This is a genomic window from Brevibacillus sp. HB2.2 (assembly GCF_013284275.1).
Taxonomy (GTDB): Bacteria; Bacillota; Bacilli; order Brevibacillales; family Brevibacillaceae; genus Brevibacillus; species Brevibacillus brevis_D.
Map to the genome: position 1 here is coordinate 23,603 of NZ_JABSUV010000055.1, position 16,731 is coordinate 40,333.

General features: G+C 49.3%; 15 protein-coding genes. 1 reads left to right on the top strand and 14 read right to left on the bottom strand.

What is annotated here, in order from left to right:
• Positions 1 to 2 precede the first annotated feature (2 nt).
• From HP401_RS35190 to HP401_RS35235, 10 genes are all read right to left on the bottom strand, one after another.
• Positions 3 to 1,523 carry an FGGY family carbohydrate kinase gene (locus HP401_RS35190; protein WP_173607277.1) on the bottom strand — a complete coding sequence of 507 codons (1,521 nt, stop codon included), beginning with the start codon at positions 1,521 to 1,523 and terminating at the stop codon, positions 3 to 5.
• A 24-nt stretch (positions 1,524 to 1,547) separates the two neighbouring features.
• The gene (locus HP401_RS35195; protein WP_173607278.1) at positions 1,548 to 3,017 is read right to left on the bottom strand and encodes an APC family permease; all 1,470 of its coding nucleotides are present in this window, start codon (positions 3,015 to 3,017) and stop codon (positions 1,548 to 1,550) included.
• A 24-nt stretch (positions 3,018 to 3,041) separates the two neighbouring features.
• Positions 3,042 to 3,812 (bottom strand): DeoR/GlpR family DNA-binding transcription regulator, encoded by a 771-nt coding sequence (locus HP401_RS35200; protein WP_173607279.1) that lies wholly within the window; start codon positions 3,810 to 3,812, stop codon positions 3,042 to 3,044.
• A 19-nt stretch (positions 3,813 to 3,831) separates the two neighbouring features.
• Complete coding sequence (locus HP401_RS35205; RefSeq protein WP_173607280.1) at positions 3,832 to 4,296, bottom strand: SRPBCC family protein; 465 nt, start codon at positions 4,294 to 4,296, stop codon at positions 3,832 to 3,834.
• 27 nt (positions 4,297 to 4,323) lie between these two features.
• Positions 4,324 to 5,163, bottom strand: a complete 840-nt coding sequence (locus tag HP401_RS35210) for an NAD(P)/FAD-dependent oxidoreductase (RefSeq protein WP_173607281.1) — start codon at positions 5,161 to 5,163, stop codon at positions 4,324 to 4,326.
• Positions 5,160 to 6,575 (bottom strand): NAD(P)/FAD-dependent oxidoreductase, encoded by a 1,416-nt coding sequence (locus HP401_RS35215; protein ID WP_173607282.1) that lies wholly within the window; start codon positions 6,573 to 6,575, stop codon positions 5,160 to 5,162. Before HP401_RS35215 ends, HP401_RS35210 begins: the two co-directional genes overlap by 4 nt.
• 162 nt (positions 6,576 to 6,737) lie before the next feature.
• Positions 6,738 to 8,780: a methyl-accepting chemotaxis protein gene (locus HP401_RS35220; RefSeq protein WP_173607283.1), complete on the bottom strand. Its 2,043-nt coding sequence runs from the start codon at positions 8,778 to 8,780 to the stop codon at positions 6,738 to 6,740.
• A gap of 213 nt (positions 8,781 to 8,993) precedes the next feature.
• Positions 8,994 to 9,581 (bottom strand): DedA family protein, encoded by a 588-nt coding sequence (locus HP401_RS35225; RefSeq protein ID WP_173607284.1) that lies wholly within the window; start codon positions 9,579 to 9,581, stop codon positions 8,994 to 8,996.
• Positions 9,582 to 9,770: 189 nt separating this feature from the next.
• The gene (locus HP401_RS35230) at positions 9,771 to 9,977 is read right to left on the bottom strand and encodes a YqgQ family protein (RefSeq protein ID WP_015892550.1); all 207 of its coding nucleotides are present in this window, start codon (positions 9,975 to 9,977) and stop codon (positions 9,771 to 9,773) included.
• Positions 9,974 to 10,372: a hypothetical protein gene (locus HP401_RS35235; protein WP_016743052.1), complete on the bottom strand. Its 399-nt coding sequence runs from the start codon at positions 10,370 to 10,372 to the stop codon at positions 9,974 to 9,976. The genes HP401_RS35230 and HP401_RS35235 overlap by 4 nt, the downstream gene beginning before the upstream one ends.
• A 22-nt stretch (positions 10,373 to 10,394) precedes the next feature.
• On the opposite strand from HP401_RS35235, the gene HP401_RS35240 reads away from it, so the two are divergent.
• Positions 10,395 to 11,732, top strand: a complete 1,338-nt coding sequence (locus HP401_RS35240) for an MFS transporter (RefSeq protein ID WP_375140442.1) — start codon at positions 10,395 to 10,397, stop codon at positions 11,730 to 11,732.
• Positions 11,733 to 11,796: 64 nt separating this feature from the next.
• Here the strand turns inward: HP401_RS35240 and abc-f are convergent, their stop codons facing one another.
• The 4 genes from abc-f to HP401_RS35260 all read right to left on the bottom strand — a co-directional run bounded on the left by abc-f (position 11,797) and on the right by HP401_RS35260 (position 16,428).
• The gene (gene abc-f / locus HP401_RS35245; protein ID WP_173607285.1) at positions 11,797 to 13,722 is read right to left on the bottom strand and encodes a ribosomal protection-like ABC-F family protein; all 1,926 of its coding nucleotides are present in this window, start codon (positions 13,720 to 13,722) and stop codon (positions 11,797 to 11,799) included.
• Positions 13,723 to 14,177: 455 nt separating this feature from the next.
• Positions 14,178 to 14,975, bottom strand: coding sequence for a stalk domain-containing protein (locus HP401_RS35250; RefSeq protein WP_173607286.1), 798 nt, complete (start codon positions 14,973 to 14,975; stop codon positions 14,178 to 14,180).
• 99 nt (positions 14,976 to 15,074) lie between these two features.
• The gene (locus HP401_RS35255) at positions 15,075 to 16,013 is read right to left on the bottom strand and encodes an AEC family transporter (protein ID WP_173607287.1); all 939 of its coding nucleotides are present in this window, start codon (positions 16,011 to 16,013) and stop codon (positions 15,075 to 15,077) included.
• Between the two features lie 13 nt (positions 16,014 to 16,026).
• A complete protein-coding gene (locus tag HP401_RS35260) occupies positions 16,027 to 16,428 on the bottom strand; it encodes a hypothetical protein (protein WP_173607288.1) in 402 nt (133 codons plus the stop codon).
• Between the last annotated feature and the right edge of the window lie 303 nt (positions 16,429 to 16,731).

Sequence of the window (16,731 nt, forward strand, 5' to 3'; positions counted from 1 at the left end):
CGTTACCCTTCGCTTACTTGTAACAGAAGGTGAACCGCCTTGTTCCAGCGAGCACGCAGTCTTTTCCTCACCGATTCATCAAGTGACGGCTCAAAGCGACACCCTACCTTCATTCGCGCTTCCAAGTCTTTCACCGACCACCAGCCGCACTCTTCCCCAAGCAGAAACGCAATGCCCATCGCTGTTGTTTCATGGATCTCGGGCACCTCAACCGGAACACCTAGCAGATCTGCCTGAAACTGCATCAAATACGGATTTTGCGTCAAGCCGCCATCTACACGCAAGACCGAAATCTTTTGTCCGACCTCCTGTTCCATTGTGACAAACACATCCGCTACCCGGTGAGCGATCCCTTCCAGAATCGCTTTTGCCATTAACGCTCGGTCCGTATGCTGAGAGAGTCCGAGAAACACCCCTCTGGCCTCCGAGTTCCAGTACGGCGTGCCGATCCCATTCAATGCCGGGATAAATAAAAGATTGGTTGGGACTTCCCCCTTGTGTAGTTGTTCATACCACTGCTCCGACCACCGTTGCAGCTCTTCTATATCCTGATACAGTCCAAGCTGCTCCTTTCCCCATTCAACAGCAGACCCCGCCGCATAAATCGCGCCATCAAGCGCATAAGTCTGTTTTGCCCCGCGTTTCCAGACAAGTGTCGTCAAGAGTCCGCTCTCTTTCGTAGCAGGCGGCTCGTTTCCGACGTTCATGTAAGCGAAGCACCCCGTGCCATACGTGCATTTGGACATCCCCGGCTCTATGCAGAGATGACCGTAAAGGGCGGCTGGTTGATCCACCTGGCTGACGAGAATCGGTGCTTGAATGCCGCAAAATTGATCCGGATTCGTGCGACCAAAAGAGCCAACGGTTGAACGAATCTGCGGCAGCCAGTCCTCCTCTATTTCCAAATACCGCAATATATCCTCATCCCAATTCCCCTGCCTATGGGCAAATAACAGCGTTCGGGCAGCAGTCGAAGCATCGGTTACATACGAGGCGCCTCCTGTCATCTGCCAGATCAGCCAAGAATCAAGCGTGCTGCAAAAGGCCTGCCGCTGTCGAATCTTTTCTCGCACCAGAGGCACTTCCTCCATCATCCATCTGATTTTGGTCGCAGAAAAATACGGGTCAATCAAATGTCCGGTTTTCTCGGCTACCTTCTTTGCCCACTCACCATCCGCCTTCCAACGCTCGGCGATTTGATCGGAGCGGCGGCAAGACCAGACGACTGCCGGATAAAGCGGCTCCCCACTGACCGAATCCCAAAAGAGGACCGTTTCCCCCTGATTAGCCAGACCTACCGCTTCCACCTGCTCAGGTTCGATACGTCCCTTGAGCATTACGTCGGCCACTCCCATCAAGACCTTTTCCCAGATCTCCTCCGGATTATGCTCCACCCATCCGGACTGTGGATAAGATTGCGTATGCTTCTGATAGCTTTCAGCAACAACTCGTCCATGGCGGTTGACCAACAGCACCTTGGTCCCAGTTGTTCCCTGGTCGATCGACAGCAAATACTTCTCCATACAGCAGACTCCTTTTTTCTTATTCTAGGCGGAATGATCTTCTTTCTCTTCACCAAAACCGAATGTTCTGTCTCTTATACCGATACGGCCCTCCCTAATCCCTTTGCGGAACAGCAGATGATACAAAATCACACCAACTGCCAGCAAGGTAGCTGCTACGATCGCTACGCTATGGAAGTTTTCCGGAATAGTCAAAATGCCAATTTCAAAGATCAGCCATGCAATCGCTAGGAAAGTGAGCGGTGTGCGCCATTTTCCCAAGTCAAAGTACTTCGATTTGGGCAGTTCCTTGCGTTTCCATGCATAAGCCGCAATCGTTGTCAGATAGAGAAGGGCAGGCAGAACTGAGGTGGCCCCTACCAGAAGGGTCAAGGAATCTGCGAATATCACCGCGAGAATGCCTAGCACGAAAACGAGTAAAACTGCGTTTGTTGGTACGGAAGTCTGAGGTGATACCTTCTTGAAGATGGAGGAAGCGAAGAATACATTGTCGCGTGACAACGCATAGATGAGGCGGGAAGCGGAAGCCATGATGATCAAGCCGCACGCGAAGATGGAAATGAGGCAAAGCACCAGAAAAAAGCTGGATACAGCAGAGCCAAGACTTGCTTGCAATATGTACGGAATCGGATTCGCTACACCAAGCACAGTCGGCAAATCCGTAATGGCAACAGAAATGACGATCAACAGTAAGAAACCGATCACACCACTTAGTAATACGGATAAAATCATCGCACGAGGAACCGTTTTCTTCGCATTGATCGTCTCCTCGGAGAGATTCGCAGCAGCCTCGAAACCTACTAATGTAAAGGAACCCATCAGGGCAGCCATGATAAAAGCGCCTAGGTACGAACCATCTGATTGAGTGGCAGTGGTACCGATATCGGTCAGCATGCTCCAATTTGCCCCGTTGTACATCACAACTGCCCCCAGCACCACAACGATCCCAACCATACCGATCACTTCTGTGTACACGGCGATATCGTTAATGCGAGTTGCCAGCTTCACTCCATAAATGTTTAATAAAGCTTGCACGACCAGGGTACCAATCACGATCCAGACTAGCGTCTTTGCGCCTGTATCCCAACCAAACATCTCGGCAATGATGGGCGCCAGCGCATAGTCGACGGTTGGAACGACGATAACGAGAAAGCAAAAGGCAATCCAGCCAGCAAACCAACCCAGCCCCGGGTTGGCAAGACGTGTCACCCATTGATAGGAATAACCGCTCAATGGAATTCTTCCAGCCAGCTCTGCAAAAATAATCGCCACTAACAAATGCCCTATGGTTACAATCGGCCAGGTCCAAATACCAGCCGGCCCAGCTGTACTCAGCACAAATCCATAATTGCTAAAAATACCTGTTGTAATGGAAATGAAAGAAAACGCGACGGCAAACGAACTGAACAGTTTTAATGTCCGTCTCAATTCTTGCTTATAATGATACGTTTGCATATCTTGCGAATCATTTGCTTGTACCGATTGCTTCACCATGGACTGCCTCCCTCACCATTTGCTTTACACGGATGTCTTAGCAACGATGACTTGCAATCCTTCCTGAGCAAGCCGCCCAGCAAGAGATTGGGGTAGTTCCTCATCTGTAATGACTACGTCGATATCGGATAGCTCTGCCACTCTCATAAAAGCGGTTACATTTATTTTGGAATGATCAATCAGGGCATATGTTTCTTTGGCGTTTGTAAGCATCAGCTGCCTGATGTCTGACTCGCCTACATGGTAATCCGTAAAACCAGTTTCGGCTGCCAATCCCCCCACACCAATAAAAGCTTTGTCCACAAACAACCCCTCGAGGCTTTTCCTGGCAATCGGACCGGACATGGCCAGATCCCCTGCCCGCAATTCACCTCCACTCATGATCACCTTTGCATCCGGGTGATGAGATAGTTCCAATGCCACTAGTAGCGCATTGGTTATCACCGTAATTCCTTTTTTATGGTAAAGGTGTTTGGCGAACAATTGTGTCGTCGTGCCTAAATCAATATAAATCGCGTCGCCGTCCTCCACCAAAGAGGCGGCGGCCACTGCAATCGCCTCTTTCTCCGCCAGGTTTAATCCACTCCGCTTGGCATAAGGAGGCTCCACGTTGGTTTTATTCTGAATAGCGCCACCATGCACCTTTTTGAGTAGTCCCTGCTGCTCCATTTCATACAAATCACGCCTGATTGTTTCGCGGGTCACCATTAGTCGGCTGCATAGCTCTGCAATACGAACGGATTGATTTTCTTGTAGCATTTGCAGGATCAGCTGCTGCCTTTCTTCTTGTAGCATGGATGATCACCATCTTCTCTTAATTGTAAATCTCCTGACTAGACTGAAACAAGGTTTGGACGTTCGCCGCAAATTCTTCTGCCTTTTTCTTCACAGTCCCCTTCATTAGTATATCTCCTAATGATGCCAATCGTCCTGTCATTTGCAAATCCATCTCGTATTGAACTCGTGTGGTTCCCGGCTGTTCCTCTTTTAATTGAAGGTGCAATTGATTGCGGAACAATCCCGCCAACGCTACTGGTTGTCCGGTCATCTCTACTTGTAGCGCTTCTCCTTCTACTGCTTCTCTTAATTCTCCGGTGACACGGAATGGGATCGTCATAAACTGTATTTTCACTTCCATGTTCGCTTCATAATGAGTTGGGCTGCTCATTTTTACTTCTTTGCAGCCCGGTACGCATCCTGACAGCTTTTCTACATCCATAAAGACCGACCATACATCCGCTTTGCTTGCCTGAATCGTAAACGAGTCGGATAGCTTCATCGTAAACTCTCCCTTCTGATGATCGCTTTAAAAGAGGTGCTTGGCTGTTTCTTTTGCCAATTCCATTGAATTGGTGTGATCATCGTCGCCAAGGCAAGTACAGCTCCCCACTGCATAAATATCTGGCAGATTCGTTTTCCCCGTGGCATCTACGATGATCGCATCGTGATGATCTCGCTCGATTGGCGTTCCTTTCAAGAAAAACGTGCAAGGCACCCGACCTTTTGCAAAAATGAGTGTATCGCACGCCACTTCGTTTCTCTCATCCGTCATCCGATTCCGCAGCTGCACTCCTTCTACTCGGGACAATCCCTTGATAGAGGTAAGCTCCCAATCGGACTCTGCATATTTGACCAGATTGCTCGTCTCTTTTTCTAGAAGGGTCGCTGTACTGCGTGAGATTCTACCATTCTCGATCAACACAATCCTGTGGCCTGGCTGATATCCTCGCTCTACCAGCTGCATCGCCATCATCGGCGTCATGATTCCTGCTGGACGTGTCCCCGGGATTTTATGCGCCTCACGCGGTTTTTCCAGTGAGCCTGAGGCGATCAATACCTTTTTTGCTTCAATAGAATAGGTGCCCATCGGTGACTGGACGTACAACTGATGCAGTTGACCGTTTGCCCCTGGGAAAAAACCGACGACCGTTGATTGTTCGTGAATCTCGTAGGGAAGCGACGCGATTTTTTCCAGCAGCTCCCGTTCTGGTGCAAACTCCTCGGAGCTCCAATACGGTAAGGTGAAGCCACCTTTTCTCTTCTGGTAATCAATCATCAGAACAGAGCTGATTCCTCCTTCCCACGCTGAAACGGCTGCCGTTAATCCCGAGATTCCTGCTCCAATGATCACCAATTCATATATCATGCCTGCTTCTCTCCTTGTACTACAGCTAGATAAGAGTTTTTTACTCCTTTTAAAGGCTGCTTCCCGGTCTGATCAGGATAGGTCTCGGCCATAACATCGATGATTTTGGGAATACAGCAGTTTCCTTGGCACTCTCCTAAGGTGGCGCCCGTCCGCCGCTTCACGCCATCAATAGTCTGCGGGGTGAGTGGACGCTTCAAGGAATGGACGATCTCACTCCGGGTAATCGAGCGGCACAGACAAATGATTTCTCCTGTATCCTGCTCCTCTGAAAAGAGATCGGGAAGGGTGTGCTGTGCCTGTTCGTTTGCTTGCAGCTCAAGTCCAGCTTTCTGAAGTGTTTCCGCTACCAGCTCTGCTATGCCAGGGGAAGCAGAGAGTCCGGTGGAACGAATCCCGGCAGCATGAATCATACGTGGCTGTACAACGGATGGACGGATGACAAAATCTCCTTCGCTGCAAACTGCCCTGACCCCGGCAAACTGACGAATCGTGGAAAACTGCCGCGTGTCTGGAACGAGTTTCTCACAGCCTGCCAGCACCGATTCCATCCCGGCCTCCGAGGTGGAACGATCCCATTTGTCCTCTTGATCCTCCGCCGTTGGCCCAAGCAGAAAACCGCCGAACACGACTGGCGAAACCAACACGCCCTTGGAGGTTTTCGTAGGAACCGGCAAGATGATCGAGGAAATGGATATCGCCTCTTCGGTCAGGATAAACTGGCCTTTGCGCGGTGAAATCGAGAAGCTCCCCTCTCCCACCATCCGGGCAATTTCATCAGACCATAATCCGGCAGCATTCACCGCATAACGGGTCGTGACCGTTTCCCCATTTTCTAGCGTAAGGCGCAAGTCCTCTCCATCCGGTACAGTCTCGATGTGGGAGACGCCATGCCCAAGCACAACCTCCGCACCGTTTAACACGGCTATCTCTCCGAAGGCTCTGGTGGCCCAGAATGGATCGCAGATAGCTTCACCCGGTACCGCCAATCCACCTGTTACCTTGGTTGTCACGGCGGGATTCATTTCCAGAATCTCCTCAGCAGACATCCAGTGAACATCTACGCCATTCGCTTTTGCCTGGGGAACATAGGTGGTTTCGATAATCTGCTTTTCTTCTTCATTTGTCGCCACCATTACGGCGCCACATGGAATGAAGGGAATTCTCAGATTCTCAACCAACATCGGCCATAAGCGGCGGGAGCGGCGAAGGCACTCTGCCTCAACCGTGCCTGGCTTTGCATCAAACCCGGTATGAACAATCCCACTGTTCGCCTTGCTTGTCCCTTCACAAACGTCAGGCTGCTTCTCGATTAAAAGCAGTTTCAGTTGATAAAACGAAAGGGCGCGTAATATGGCTGTACCGACTACTCCACCACCAATCACCACAACGTCATACTTATGGTTTTGCATTCTGTTCCACCAGCCTTGGATTTTTGTTTGCAAAATATTGCTTTCGTTTGCTTTATTTCAAATTCATTATATTCTGACTTGTATTTTTCTGTCAATAAAACAAACTGCTCCCATCGTATGACAGCAGCAGTTCATCATTTTGCATTTTTTTGCAAACAGGGTTTAGAGTGTGAAACGGTTGATCATTTGCTGTAATTCCTTCGCCATCTGGTTTAGCTGCTCGGCGGATGTAGAGAGCTGGTCCATCGAGATGCGCTGCTCTTCCGTTGAAGCAGCCACACCCGATGCACTTGCGGCAGATTCCTTTGCAATCAAGGACAACTGCAAAATAGATGCCGTCACCTGTTCCGTTGCCGCTGACATTTGCTCGGCAACGGAGGAAATCTCCTGAATCTGATCGGCAACATCCTGGGTAGAATCCATGATCCGGCGGAATGCTTCCCCTGTCTCATAGGCTATCTGGATTCCGGTTTCTACCTCGCGTGTTCCCTCATCCATGGCTTGTACCGCCGAGGTCGTTTCCCGTTGGATTTCGGTAATCAGGTTGGCAATTTGGTTTGCGGAGTCGTTGGACTGCTCTGCCAGCTTGCGCACCTCATCCGCTACCACTGCGAAACCTCTTCCCTGTTCACCTGCACGCGCAGCTTCAATCGCTGCATTGAGCGCCAACAGGTTCGTCTGGGATGCAATGCTTGCGATGACTTCTACGATCTGCGAAATTTCTGCTGAGCGGCTATCCAACGAACGAACGACATTAGCAGAATGGCTTACGGATCGGTTGATGGAGTCCATTTGTCCTGACACCTTCTCTACGGATTGGTTGCCCGTCACCGCTTCGTTTGCCATATGTTTCGAAGATTCGGCCATCGTGGATGAGGCTTCGGCAATCCGCTGAATACCGATGGCCATCTCTTCCATCGCACGCGCACTTTCTTCGGCACTATGCTGTTGATTCTCTGTGCCGGTTGCGACCTCTTGGAACGACGACGCCACCTGACCAAAGGCAAGCCGTGCTTCATGAGACTTCTTTGCGGAAGTTTCCGAAACAGTTCCGACTTGACCGGTATAGCCGCTAATATTTTTCATCATTCCGTGCAGATCCGCAATGAATACATTCACCGCTGTCGCCACGTCGCCAATCTCATCCTTGCGCCGGATTGGGATCGTCTGGGTTAAATCCTTTTTTTCCACCAGGTTGACGATGCTTGCTTTCAGTTGCAGCAAAGGGCGTGCTACCTGTCGATTGATGAACCAGTACAAGAGCACAAGGAAAATGCTGATCGAGACACCAAAAATAATCAGGCTGATGTAAAAGTATTGGGTAACCGGTCCGTTAATCTCTGCTGCGGGCATGACAGTAGCTAGTGTCATGCCTGTTTCCCCGATAGGAGCGAAGGTGACGAATTGCGTTTGACCAGCGATGGTTGCTTGCGTCATACCCGTTGCGGTTGCTTCTGTTATTTGATTGGCAATGTCTCGCAGTCCCGTTTCAGATTCGTCCGTCATTTTCACCTGCAAGTTCTTTTGGGCATCGCGATGGGATACGTAAATGCCCGACTTGGAAACGATAAAACCGTAGCCTGTTTCGCCAACCTTCAGATTTTCGATGCTTTTGTTAAGCTCCGTAAGCCCGATATCCAATGTCGTCGTACCGCTGATTTTTCCTCCCGCCTTAATGGGCGCAATGGCTGTCACCATAGGAACTTTGGAAATCGGATCGGCATACGGCTCAGTCCATACATATGGCTTGTCCACCATCCCCGCCTTGTACCAATCCTGCGCGAGATAATCATAGCTACCATCGCTATAAGCCGGATCGAGCTCTACTTTGTCGTTATTGCGGATGGCGTACCTGCCGTACAGCTTTTGCGTGCTGTCGAAGCTGTATGGCTCCATCCAAAATCCACCGCCCACAATCAAAGGCTCAGACGCTACGACATCGACCAGCGTCCCTTCTATTTGCTTGATTGTTTCCTTGGAGCCATGCGAGACAGAATAAGTGAGTGTTTCCGAGAGCTTGCCTGTCTTGTCCAGCATCCCATTCAGATAAGCCGCCTCTTTGGCTACCTGCATTTGTAACTTTGCTTCTACTTCATTCGAGATAATTTGCTCAAACTGGAGAAAACCAAACACTAGCTGAAGAATAAAAATACCGATCGTGATAGCAGCCAAAATGGTTACCAGCACATTTTTTATGCTCCTCATGCAACAAAAGCCTCCAATCATACAAATTTTTAAAAATGGAAATTCATGATACGACGACATTTGGTAATTTACCCCATTGCTACCAAATGTAAACTCCTTCTTTACAAACTTTTAAAAGTATCAGAACAGAACGATAATAAATCCGCATAAAAAAAGGCGCCTTCCATCCGAAAAGCTCGTGATAGTAGACGCCGCACTAAGAATTCATATCGGTTACGAAACAGGTGGTTGCTTATTCGTTCGAGGTCCTTTCATTCCACCAAGACGCTGCAACTGGCGAATCATGAGGAACGAAAACCCTGCAAAACAAACAATCGTCAATGTAATTTTGCTATATTGATAAACGCCCGCAATCATTATTTCCAGTTGATCATAGAACAAGTAGCCTGCCACAAAGTAATGCAAGGTCCAAACGATACTGCTCGGCAAAAAGAATAGAAGGAACTGCCGAAACGACATTCGGCTGGCACCAGCGAGGATAGGCACGATATGACGAATAATCGGAAGAAAGATACCAAAAGCAAGCAGCCAGCCCATTGACCCGCGCAATGCCGATAGTCTATCAGTACGCAAGCCCAGCCTCCGGGTCATCCAGCCAAATACCTTCGCTCCCAGCAAGTATCCCACACAAGAAGCGATGAAAAAAACGGGATATATGACTGCAAATGCTGTAAAAAAGTCCGCTCCTGGATTGGCAACCTGTGCCCCCATGGTCATGACCGTAATCTCATCAGGAATGAATTTTCCCAGCATGCCTGTAACCATCTCCCAGAATAGCTCGTAATACCCTGTAAACTCCACCTGTGCCGCCTCCTTTCTCTCTGCACTCTATCCTAACGGGTAAACCTTTCAAAAGAAGACAGAAATCCTTAAGAAAAGGATAAGTATTTCTGAAGAATTTCTTACAAAATACAATTCGAGATGCCCAAATAAAAAAACGTGTTCACCAACTACCGCTTACACACGGCTTGGCAAACACGTTCTTACGATCTATTCTCTTCCCTCAGCCTTACGCTTGCTGCGCAACGCTGACATGGCTTCAATGAACTCTTCCTTGTCAATGACATTCAGCTCATATAGCTCCCGAATTTCATCTTCTATCAACAGCAAATCCCCTTCAGGATCACCTGTATAAATAACCAATCCGAAACGGTGCAGAAACGCCTTCAAATCGAATTCATTCGGGTTTATTTTCAATGAGCTCCCTCCAGATCGATTTCCATCCTTGCGAGGACGGCATCGTAATCAAACTCGACAGCAAAGCCGGTAATGACGATGATCTTCGCGTGTGGATACGCTTCTTGCCACGCCTCCTCCTCTTCCGGTTTCAATCCGACGATATACAAAGGGTCCGCGGATAGCTGCGGGTGTTCTTGACACAAGCGTAAAAACTCTTTGCATCTCTCCTGTTCGACAGCCGCATTCAGAACGAGGACAGCTCGCTCAACTTCTCCGGACTCTCTTTGTTTAGCCAGCAACTCAAACGTTTTGACCGAAGGCACAATGGCATTGATCTCAGGAAAACGATCGAGCACTTCATCCAGCCAATCATCTTCATGCCAGGCCAGGTAGTATAGCATCGCAGTAGACATGTAACAAACACCTCATGGATATATACTTGACAATATAGGTAGCCATTCTTGTTTCTTTTCTATTATAGCACGTCTCGCTATAACTGCCCACGCTGCTTGCTTGACTTCGCCATTTCCTTCACGTAAGGTGGAAAAAGCAAACAATTCGCTTGAACAGATTTTTGTGCGAAAAGAGGTAGACGTTGTGAATAAGAAGCACCTTGCCCTCTTGTTCTTTATTGCTTTTTTCATCATGCTCGGTTTTGGCATCATTATCCCCATTCTTCCCTTTTTCGCGGAAAAATTGGGTGCGACTTCGTTACAAATCGGCGTACTTTTTGCCAGCTACAATATTATGCAGCTGGTGTTTGCACCGATTTGGGGAGCACTTTCCGATAGAATCGGGCGAAAGCCACTCCTATCATTTGGGCTGTTCGGCTTTTCTATCACCTTTATCCTGTTTGGACTCGCTGACAGTTATACAGAAATGCTCCTGTATCGCATTTTGGGTGGAATCGTCTCGGCTGCCGCATTGCCAACCGTAACCGCAATGGTAGCGGATCTCTTCCCTTCAGAAGAACGGGCCAAAGGGATGGGGGTCATTGGCGCCGGGATTGGACTTAGCTTTGTCTTCGGTCCGGTCATTGGTGGACTGCTCAGCAAATTCGGCTTTGCCGTTCCCTTCTACGCTTCGGGTATCGTGGCGTTGCTTACGTTTTTCCTGATCCTGTTTTCCTTGCCAGAAAGCCTGCCGAAAGAAAAACGGGCGAATCTGCAAAAAGAACAGCGGCAAAATCCGCTTGTCTCTTTGTTTGGATCCATGTCCTTGCTGTACGGGATTTTGTTCACTGTTTCCTTTGCTTTTTCCGGACTGGAAACGACTTTTGCCCTGTACATAAGTGATTTGTACGGGTTTACCTCCATAGACCTCGGCTACATGTTTCTCGTCATGGGCTTGATCGCTGCCGCTGTACAGGGCGGGCTGATCGGAAGAATGGTCAAGCAGCTAGGGGAAGCAAGTGTCCTCGTCATCGGGATGATTCTTTACGGCATTGGATTTTTCGCCATTCCGTTGTCAGGTAACTTTTGGGTGCTAGCGCTGATCCTCTCCTTATTCGGGGCGGGACAAGGCATGATCAGAGCGACAGCCACCGCAATGATCACCCAGCGAACCACGCAAGGCCAAGGCGTGACAAGTGGAGCAATCAGCTCGATGGATAGCCTAGGACGGATCTTGGGTCCATTAGCTGGTGGAGCGGTTTACCAAGTCTCCCACGGCGGTCCGTTCTTCCTCGGAGGGGTCTTGATGGTGTTGCTCCTCCTGTGGTTCGTAAGCAGCTATCGCCGCCTTCCAGAACCAAGCACACATGCGCAATCGTAAGTCATACAAAAAGAAGCACCGCCAGCATTCAACAAGTTGCTGGCGGTGCTATTTTTATGGCAGCCTACTGTTCCTGTAGCTCCATCCAAACTGAAAAGGTTACCTCTATCTCCTGCTGTACCTGATCAATCGACTGTTGCCAAGCCACTAACTGCTCGTAATCGGCCCCTTCACTTTGGAGCAAGGCCGTCAGTTCGCCTTTTCTTCCTTCTAACGAGGCTATTTTTTGTTCAAGCTCTGCTAGTTTGTAAGGATTTGGACGTTTAGCTGTCGCATTCGTCACGGCCGTCTCTTGGACTTGTTTGACTGCTGACTGCTTTCGCTCTATTTCTTCTGGCTTACCCGCACGAGCAGCAATCCTTTGTTTTTGCTTCTCCCTTGCTTCCTCATAGGAACCCACATCGTGAACCAGCCGCTTATTTTCTACCCAAAACACACCATCTACCATCTTCTGCAGGAAATAGCGATCATGCGAGATGATAAACAACGACCCTCGGAAATCTGCCAAGGCTTCCTCCAATGTTTCTCGCGCTTCAATATCCAGATGGTTGGTCGGTTCGTCCAGAATGAGCAGGTTGATTTCCTGATGCATCATTTGGGCCAAGCGCAGTCGCATCCGCTCTCCGCCGCTCAACTGCCCAATCCGCTTGAATACTTGTTCGCCGTAAAACATAAACCGCGCCAGCAAATGTCGTGCTTCCGGCTCCGTCACGCTGGCTACCTCGCGGAAAACATCAATCAGACGTTGGTTTTGGTCCCCTTCCAAAGCTTGCTGTGACAAGTAGCCCACCTTTACGCTGCTGCCAATTTTGAGCGTACCTGCGTCTGGCTCAATCTCTCCCAGCAGCAAGCGAATCAACGTGGATTTACCGCAGCCATTTGGTCCAAGCAGCGCTTTTCGCTCTCCGTAGCGCAATAAAAAGCTAGCATCCGCAAACAACTGTTTTCCACCAAATGCTTTCTGTACCCCCGTCGCTTTTAGCACATCCTGCCCGCTTCGGTCGGTTTTCATAAACTGCAAGCCCATGCGATCTGCTTCCAATTTCGGTCGCTCGATACGTTCAATCCGCGCCAGCGCTTTCTCCATGCTTTTTGCCCTTCGGTGAAAGGCTTCGTTCGGCGGATTGGAGCGATTGCCCCACTCCTTGAGCCGTTTGATTGTCTCTTTCATTTTCTTGATTTGTTTCTGCTGTTCCTGATAAGCGGCAAACTGGCGCAACAAGCGCTCCTCACGCTCCGTGGCGAACGCACTGTAATTGCCGATATAAAATTCAGCTTCCCCTCCGTCCACATGATAGACAGACGTGACGACCGCATCCAAAAAATAACGGTCATGGGAGATGATCAGGATCGTGCCTTGATAATTTTTTAAAAACTCCTCTAGCCACTCCATCGACTCCACATCCAAGTGGTTGGTCGGCTCATCCAAGAGCAGAACATCGCTTTGTTGGCAGAGTAGCTTTGCAAGGCCAGCCTTCGTCTTTTCTCCACCACTGAGCTGGGCAAAAGGTGTCGCTAACAGCTCCGAACTAACTCCCAAGCCCTGTGTCACCTGGGCCATTTTTGTCTCCCACTGATAGCCATCCCGTTGTTCAAATTCATCTTGCAGCTTTTGATAGCGCAGCATGAGGCGGTTTAGCTCTTGTTCATTTTCGTAAAGCAAACCCATCTGTTGCTCGAGCTCGCGCATCTGCTCCTGCAGCTTGATGACATCCGCAAAAGCACTGGCTACAACATCCGCCCCCGTCCACTCGGCCGGATACTTCGGCGTTTGCGGCAGGTACGCCCATATCGTTCCTTTTGCCCGAAAAAGCTCACCAGAATCAGGGCGTTCGATACCTGCCAACAGCTTGAACAACGTGGTTTTGCCTGCTCCATTCGGTCCGACGATCCCGACGCGTTCTCCTGCCTTTATTTCCAATGTGATATCTTGTAAAACCGGATCGGCTCCGTACGATTTCTGCAATTGCTGTGTCGCGACAATAATCATGATAGTTTCCTCCTAGAAATGTTGGTAACGGTTCAAAACAATGGATTTCCTGGTGGCCCCGGCACAATTTTGAGACCACACCGCACGTACGAGTGGACGCAAAAAAGCCGCAGGCCATTACCTGCGGCATCGTGAAAGGGACCGACCTTACGTCAGTTACCCATTATAGACAAGAACAAACCGCCCCTGATCGATGCATGGTACGCCTATGGAAACTCCGTTCAGTTGTATGCGCAAAAAAGGACAGACTGGTCCCGTTGAATGTAAAATCATGCGTCATACTGGAAGTTTCTACCACAAACCATGCTTGAAGAGTTCCGGACACGTACACACACCTCCATTTCTCAAGGGATAGGAAATCACAACCATATCTTACATCAGGAGTTACACAAAAACAAGAGGGCCTGCTACGTGCTCCTCGTTAGCAGGCCCTCTGCGTCGTTTGTTCGATTTTTTTATCGGCTTCCGTTGCCCTCTGTGGGGAACAGCGGCTTCTTCGTCTCTGCATCTAGAAAGGTAATCGTTGTGTAAGGTGGCAGCTTCACTTTTGCCGCCAAATACGGATAGGAAATCACTTGCGGATACATTTTGCCCGGATCAGGCTGCGTTTGTTTGACATACACAAAAAGCTGCTCCAAGCTCTGCTCGACTTTGGTTACCTGCAGTCCGTAGCCAGGATTCGGTGAGGATCCGCGTGCGATGACATAAAGATCTCCCTGCTTGTGAATGCCTTGCTGTTCTTTTACCGATTCAATAAACGTACGTTCCTGTTCTGTCAGCTTATCGGCATCGACAAGCGTAAAGGCACTCTCTTCCCCAGCCATCACAATTTCCACCGCCTTTTTCTCGGCATTCCACGTGATCTGATGTCCGGCCTGCTCTGCCATCCATCTCAACGGCACATACACTTGCTTGTCACGCACGATTGCGCCCTGCCCATCTAACAGCCACTTGCCATTCAACGCTACTTTTCCTGTAACGAGTTGGAACGTCAGCGTCCCTTTTGCCAGCTTCATTTCTCCATTCGTTGCATCCTGTTTCCAAGTGCCTCCTAAAATCCGGCTCGCATCCTCAGCAGTTACATAGGTACGCTGCTGGACGAGAATCGGTGCTTTTACCAAGGAAGATTGCTCTCCGTTTACCAGTATCGCATTTGTCGTTGTTTGTGGTGTGCTAGTCACAGCCGCCTGCACAGGATAAGCCGCCAACACTTGCAGTGTCAGGGCAACAGCCAAAATCGATTTGCCTTTCATTGTTGTTCCTCCATCCCTCATCATCATTTTCGTCATTCTTTACTTGTTAGACATAGGTTACCTCTGTTTCGTTTCACTATGACTGAGATTGGCGAGAGATTAGTGCAAAAGCCAATTTCCCATGACCAGAACAACCGGGATGGACAAGAGCGCCAGCAAGGTGGAACAAACCGTCGTCATGGCCCCCATCTCCTCATCCGCCGCATAACGCCCGAACAAAATCGAGGCCAATGTCAGGGTGGGCATTGCTACTTGCACAAGGGAAACGCTGACGATATCGCTGTCGATTGAAAAAACGGACAAAAGAAACGCCGTCATCAGCGGAAAAACAACAAGTTTAAACGTGAGTGGCATGCTCAAAAGCTTCAAGGATACTTGTGGTTTGTTGCGCAAAAACATAGGCAAAAGCATACCAATATACATCATGGCTAACGGAGAGGCGAGCTTGGACAGCGTTCCAAACAGCTGCTTCACAGGCTCAGGCGGCACAAAACCGATGATGGCAGAACCGAGTCCAAATACAATCGCGATCATCGGGATATTGATGAGTGTCTTGAGCCCTTTCAAGGAAAAGCTTCCTTTTTCCTGGAGCATCATCACCCCTACTGTCCATAGCACAACATCCACACCTGCGTCGAAAATCGCTGCCAAGAGTGCCCCTTTTGGCCCGAACAATGCTGCACAAAGCGGCAAACCGATGAAGCCTGTATTCCCCAAACCAGACAAGAGCGCGATCTCCCGGCGTTTTTTCACAGGAAGCGGAAGAGCACGCGCACCTAACCAGCCGATAAAAATGCCCAGGCAGTTTAGGATAATCGAAATGAAGAATATTGCAAAAATTTGGTATAAAATTTGTTGATCAATCGTTGTCTGAAAGATCCCGTCTAAAATAATACACGGCATGGCTACGTTAATAATAATCGTGATGACGAGTTGGCGGGAGTCCGCAGTCAAGGGTTGTCGGTAGCCGATTACGCTACCGATCCCAATGATGACGGCCATGATGAGGATGGACTGCTGCAACGTTTGTAGTTCCATGCTGCCCTCCTGCCTACATTTCTACCGGGAGCCATTCGAGTTTTACCGGCTCCCCTTTTTCACATGTTCGGAGCAAATCCCCGCACAAGGGAACAACCTGCTCAAGCGGAACACACCAGGAAAGGGGAAAGGCAACCTCACTACCCTCAATGACGAGTGTGGACATCACCGCCGATTGCTTGTCTGCTGCAAGGACAAAGTGCTGCTCAGCCGGCTCGTGTTCTTTCCATTGCACCAATACTTTACCGTTGTTCCCGCCTGCTACGACCAAATCCACATGGTCTCCGTACGCTGCGTGAACCAACGTTCGGGTTACTCCATCCAATTGAGCGATTTCCTTCAGCACTTCATGCCAGGCTACATGCTTTTGCTCGATTCCACTTCCATCTGTATACATACGCCAGTCGTTTAACATGTTGATTGACTCCTTTTGTCGGTGCGCTCTCCTATGAAGAACAAGCACGTCATTGCTTGTAGGCCTTTCAATTCGTACTAATTGTACGCTTCTTGACGGGGAACCTCAACCACTACTTCTGCGCCAAGTTTTCGTCTCATGCACATAGCCACCGTATGAATGGAGAATCTTAAAAGAGATAAAAAGTATAAACGTTACTGTTGTGGTGGGGAGGAAACAGGAGAAAACGCTCAGCTTCTAGGTCCACCCGCTGTGGGATTGACTGCACGACTCCATGCAAAAAGCGAAACCGCGTCCAAAGTT

Coding starts and splice junctions, on each gene's coding strand:
- HP401_RS35190 (WP_173607277.1), bottom strand. CDS start 1,523: ATGGAGAAGTATTTGCTGTCGATCGACCAGGGAACAACTGGGACCAAG.
- HP401_RS35195 (WP_173607278.1), bottom strand. CDS start 3,017: ATGGTGAAGCAATCGGTACAAGCAAATGATTCGCAAGATATGCAAACG.
- HP401_RS35200 (WP_173607279.1), bottom strand. CDS start 3,812: ATGCTACAAGAAGAAAGGCAGCAGCTGATCCTGCAAATGCTACAAGAA.
- HP401_RS35205 (WP_173607280.1), bottom strand. CDS start 4,296: ATGAAGCTATCCGACTCGTTTACGATTCAGGCAAGCAAAGCGGATGTA.
- HP401_RS35210 (WP_173607281.1), bottom strand. CDS start 5,163: ATGATATATGAATTGGTGATCATTGGAGCAGGAATCTCGGGATTAACG.
- HP401_RS35215 (WP_173607282.1), bottom strand. CDS start 6,575: ATGCAAAACCATAAGTATGACGTTGTGGTGATTGGTGGTGGAGTAGTC.
- HP401_RS35220 (WP_173607283.1), bottom strand. CDS start 8,780: ATGAGGAGCATAAAAAATGTGCTGGTAACCATTTTGGCTGCTATCACG.
- HP401_RS35235 (WP_016743052.1), bottom strand. CDS start 10,372: ATGTCTACTGCGATGCTATACTACCTGGCCTGGCATGAAGATGATTGG.
- abc-f (WP_173607285.1), bottom strand. CDS start 13,722: ATGATTATTGTCGCGACACAGCAATTGCAGAAATCGTACGGAGCCGAT.
- HP401_RS35250 (WP_173607286.1), bottom strand. CDS start 14,975: ATGAAAGGCAAATCGATTTTGGCTGTTGCCCTGACACTGCAAGTGTTG.
- HP401_RS35255 (WP_173607287.1), bottom strand. CDS start 16,013: ATGGAACTACAAACGTTGCAGCAGTCCATCCTCATCATGGCCGTCATC.
- HP401_RS35260 (WP_173607288.1), bottom strand. CDS start 16,428: ATGTTAAACGACTGGCGTATGTATACAGATGGAAGTGGAATCGAGCAA.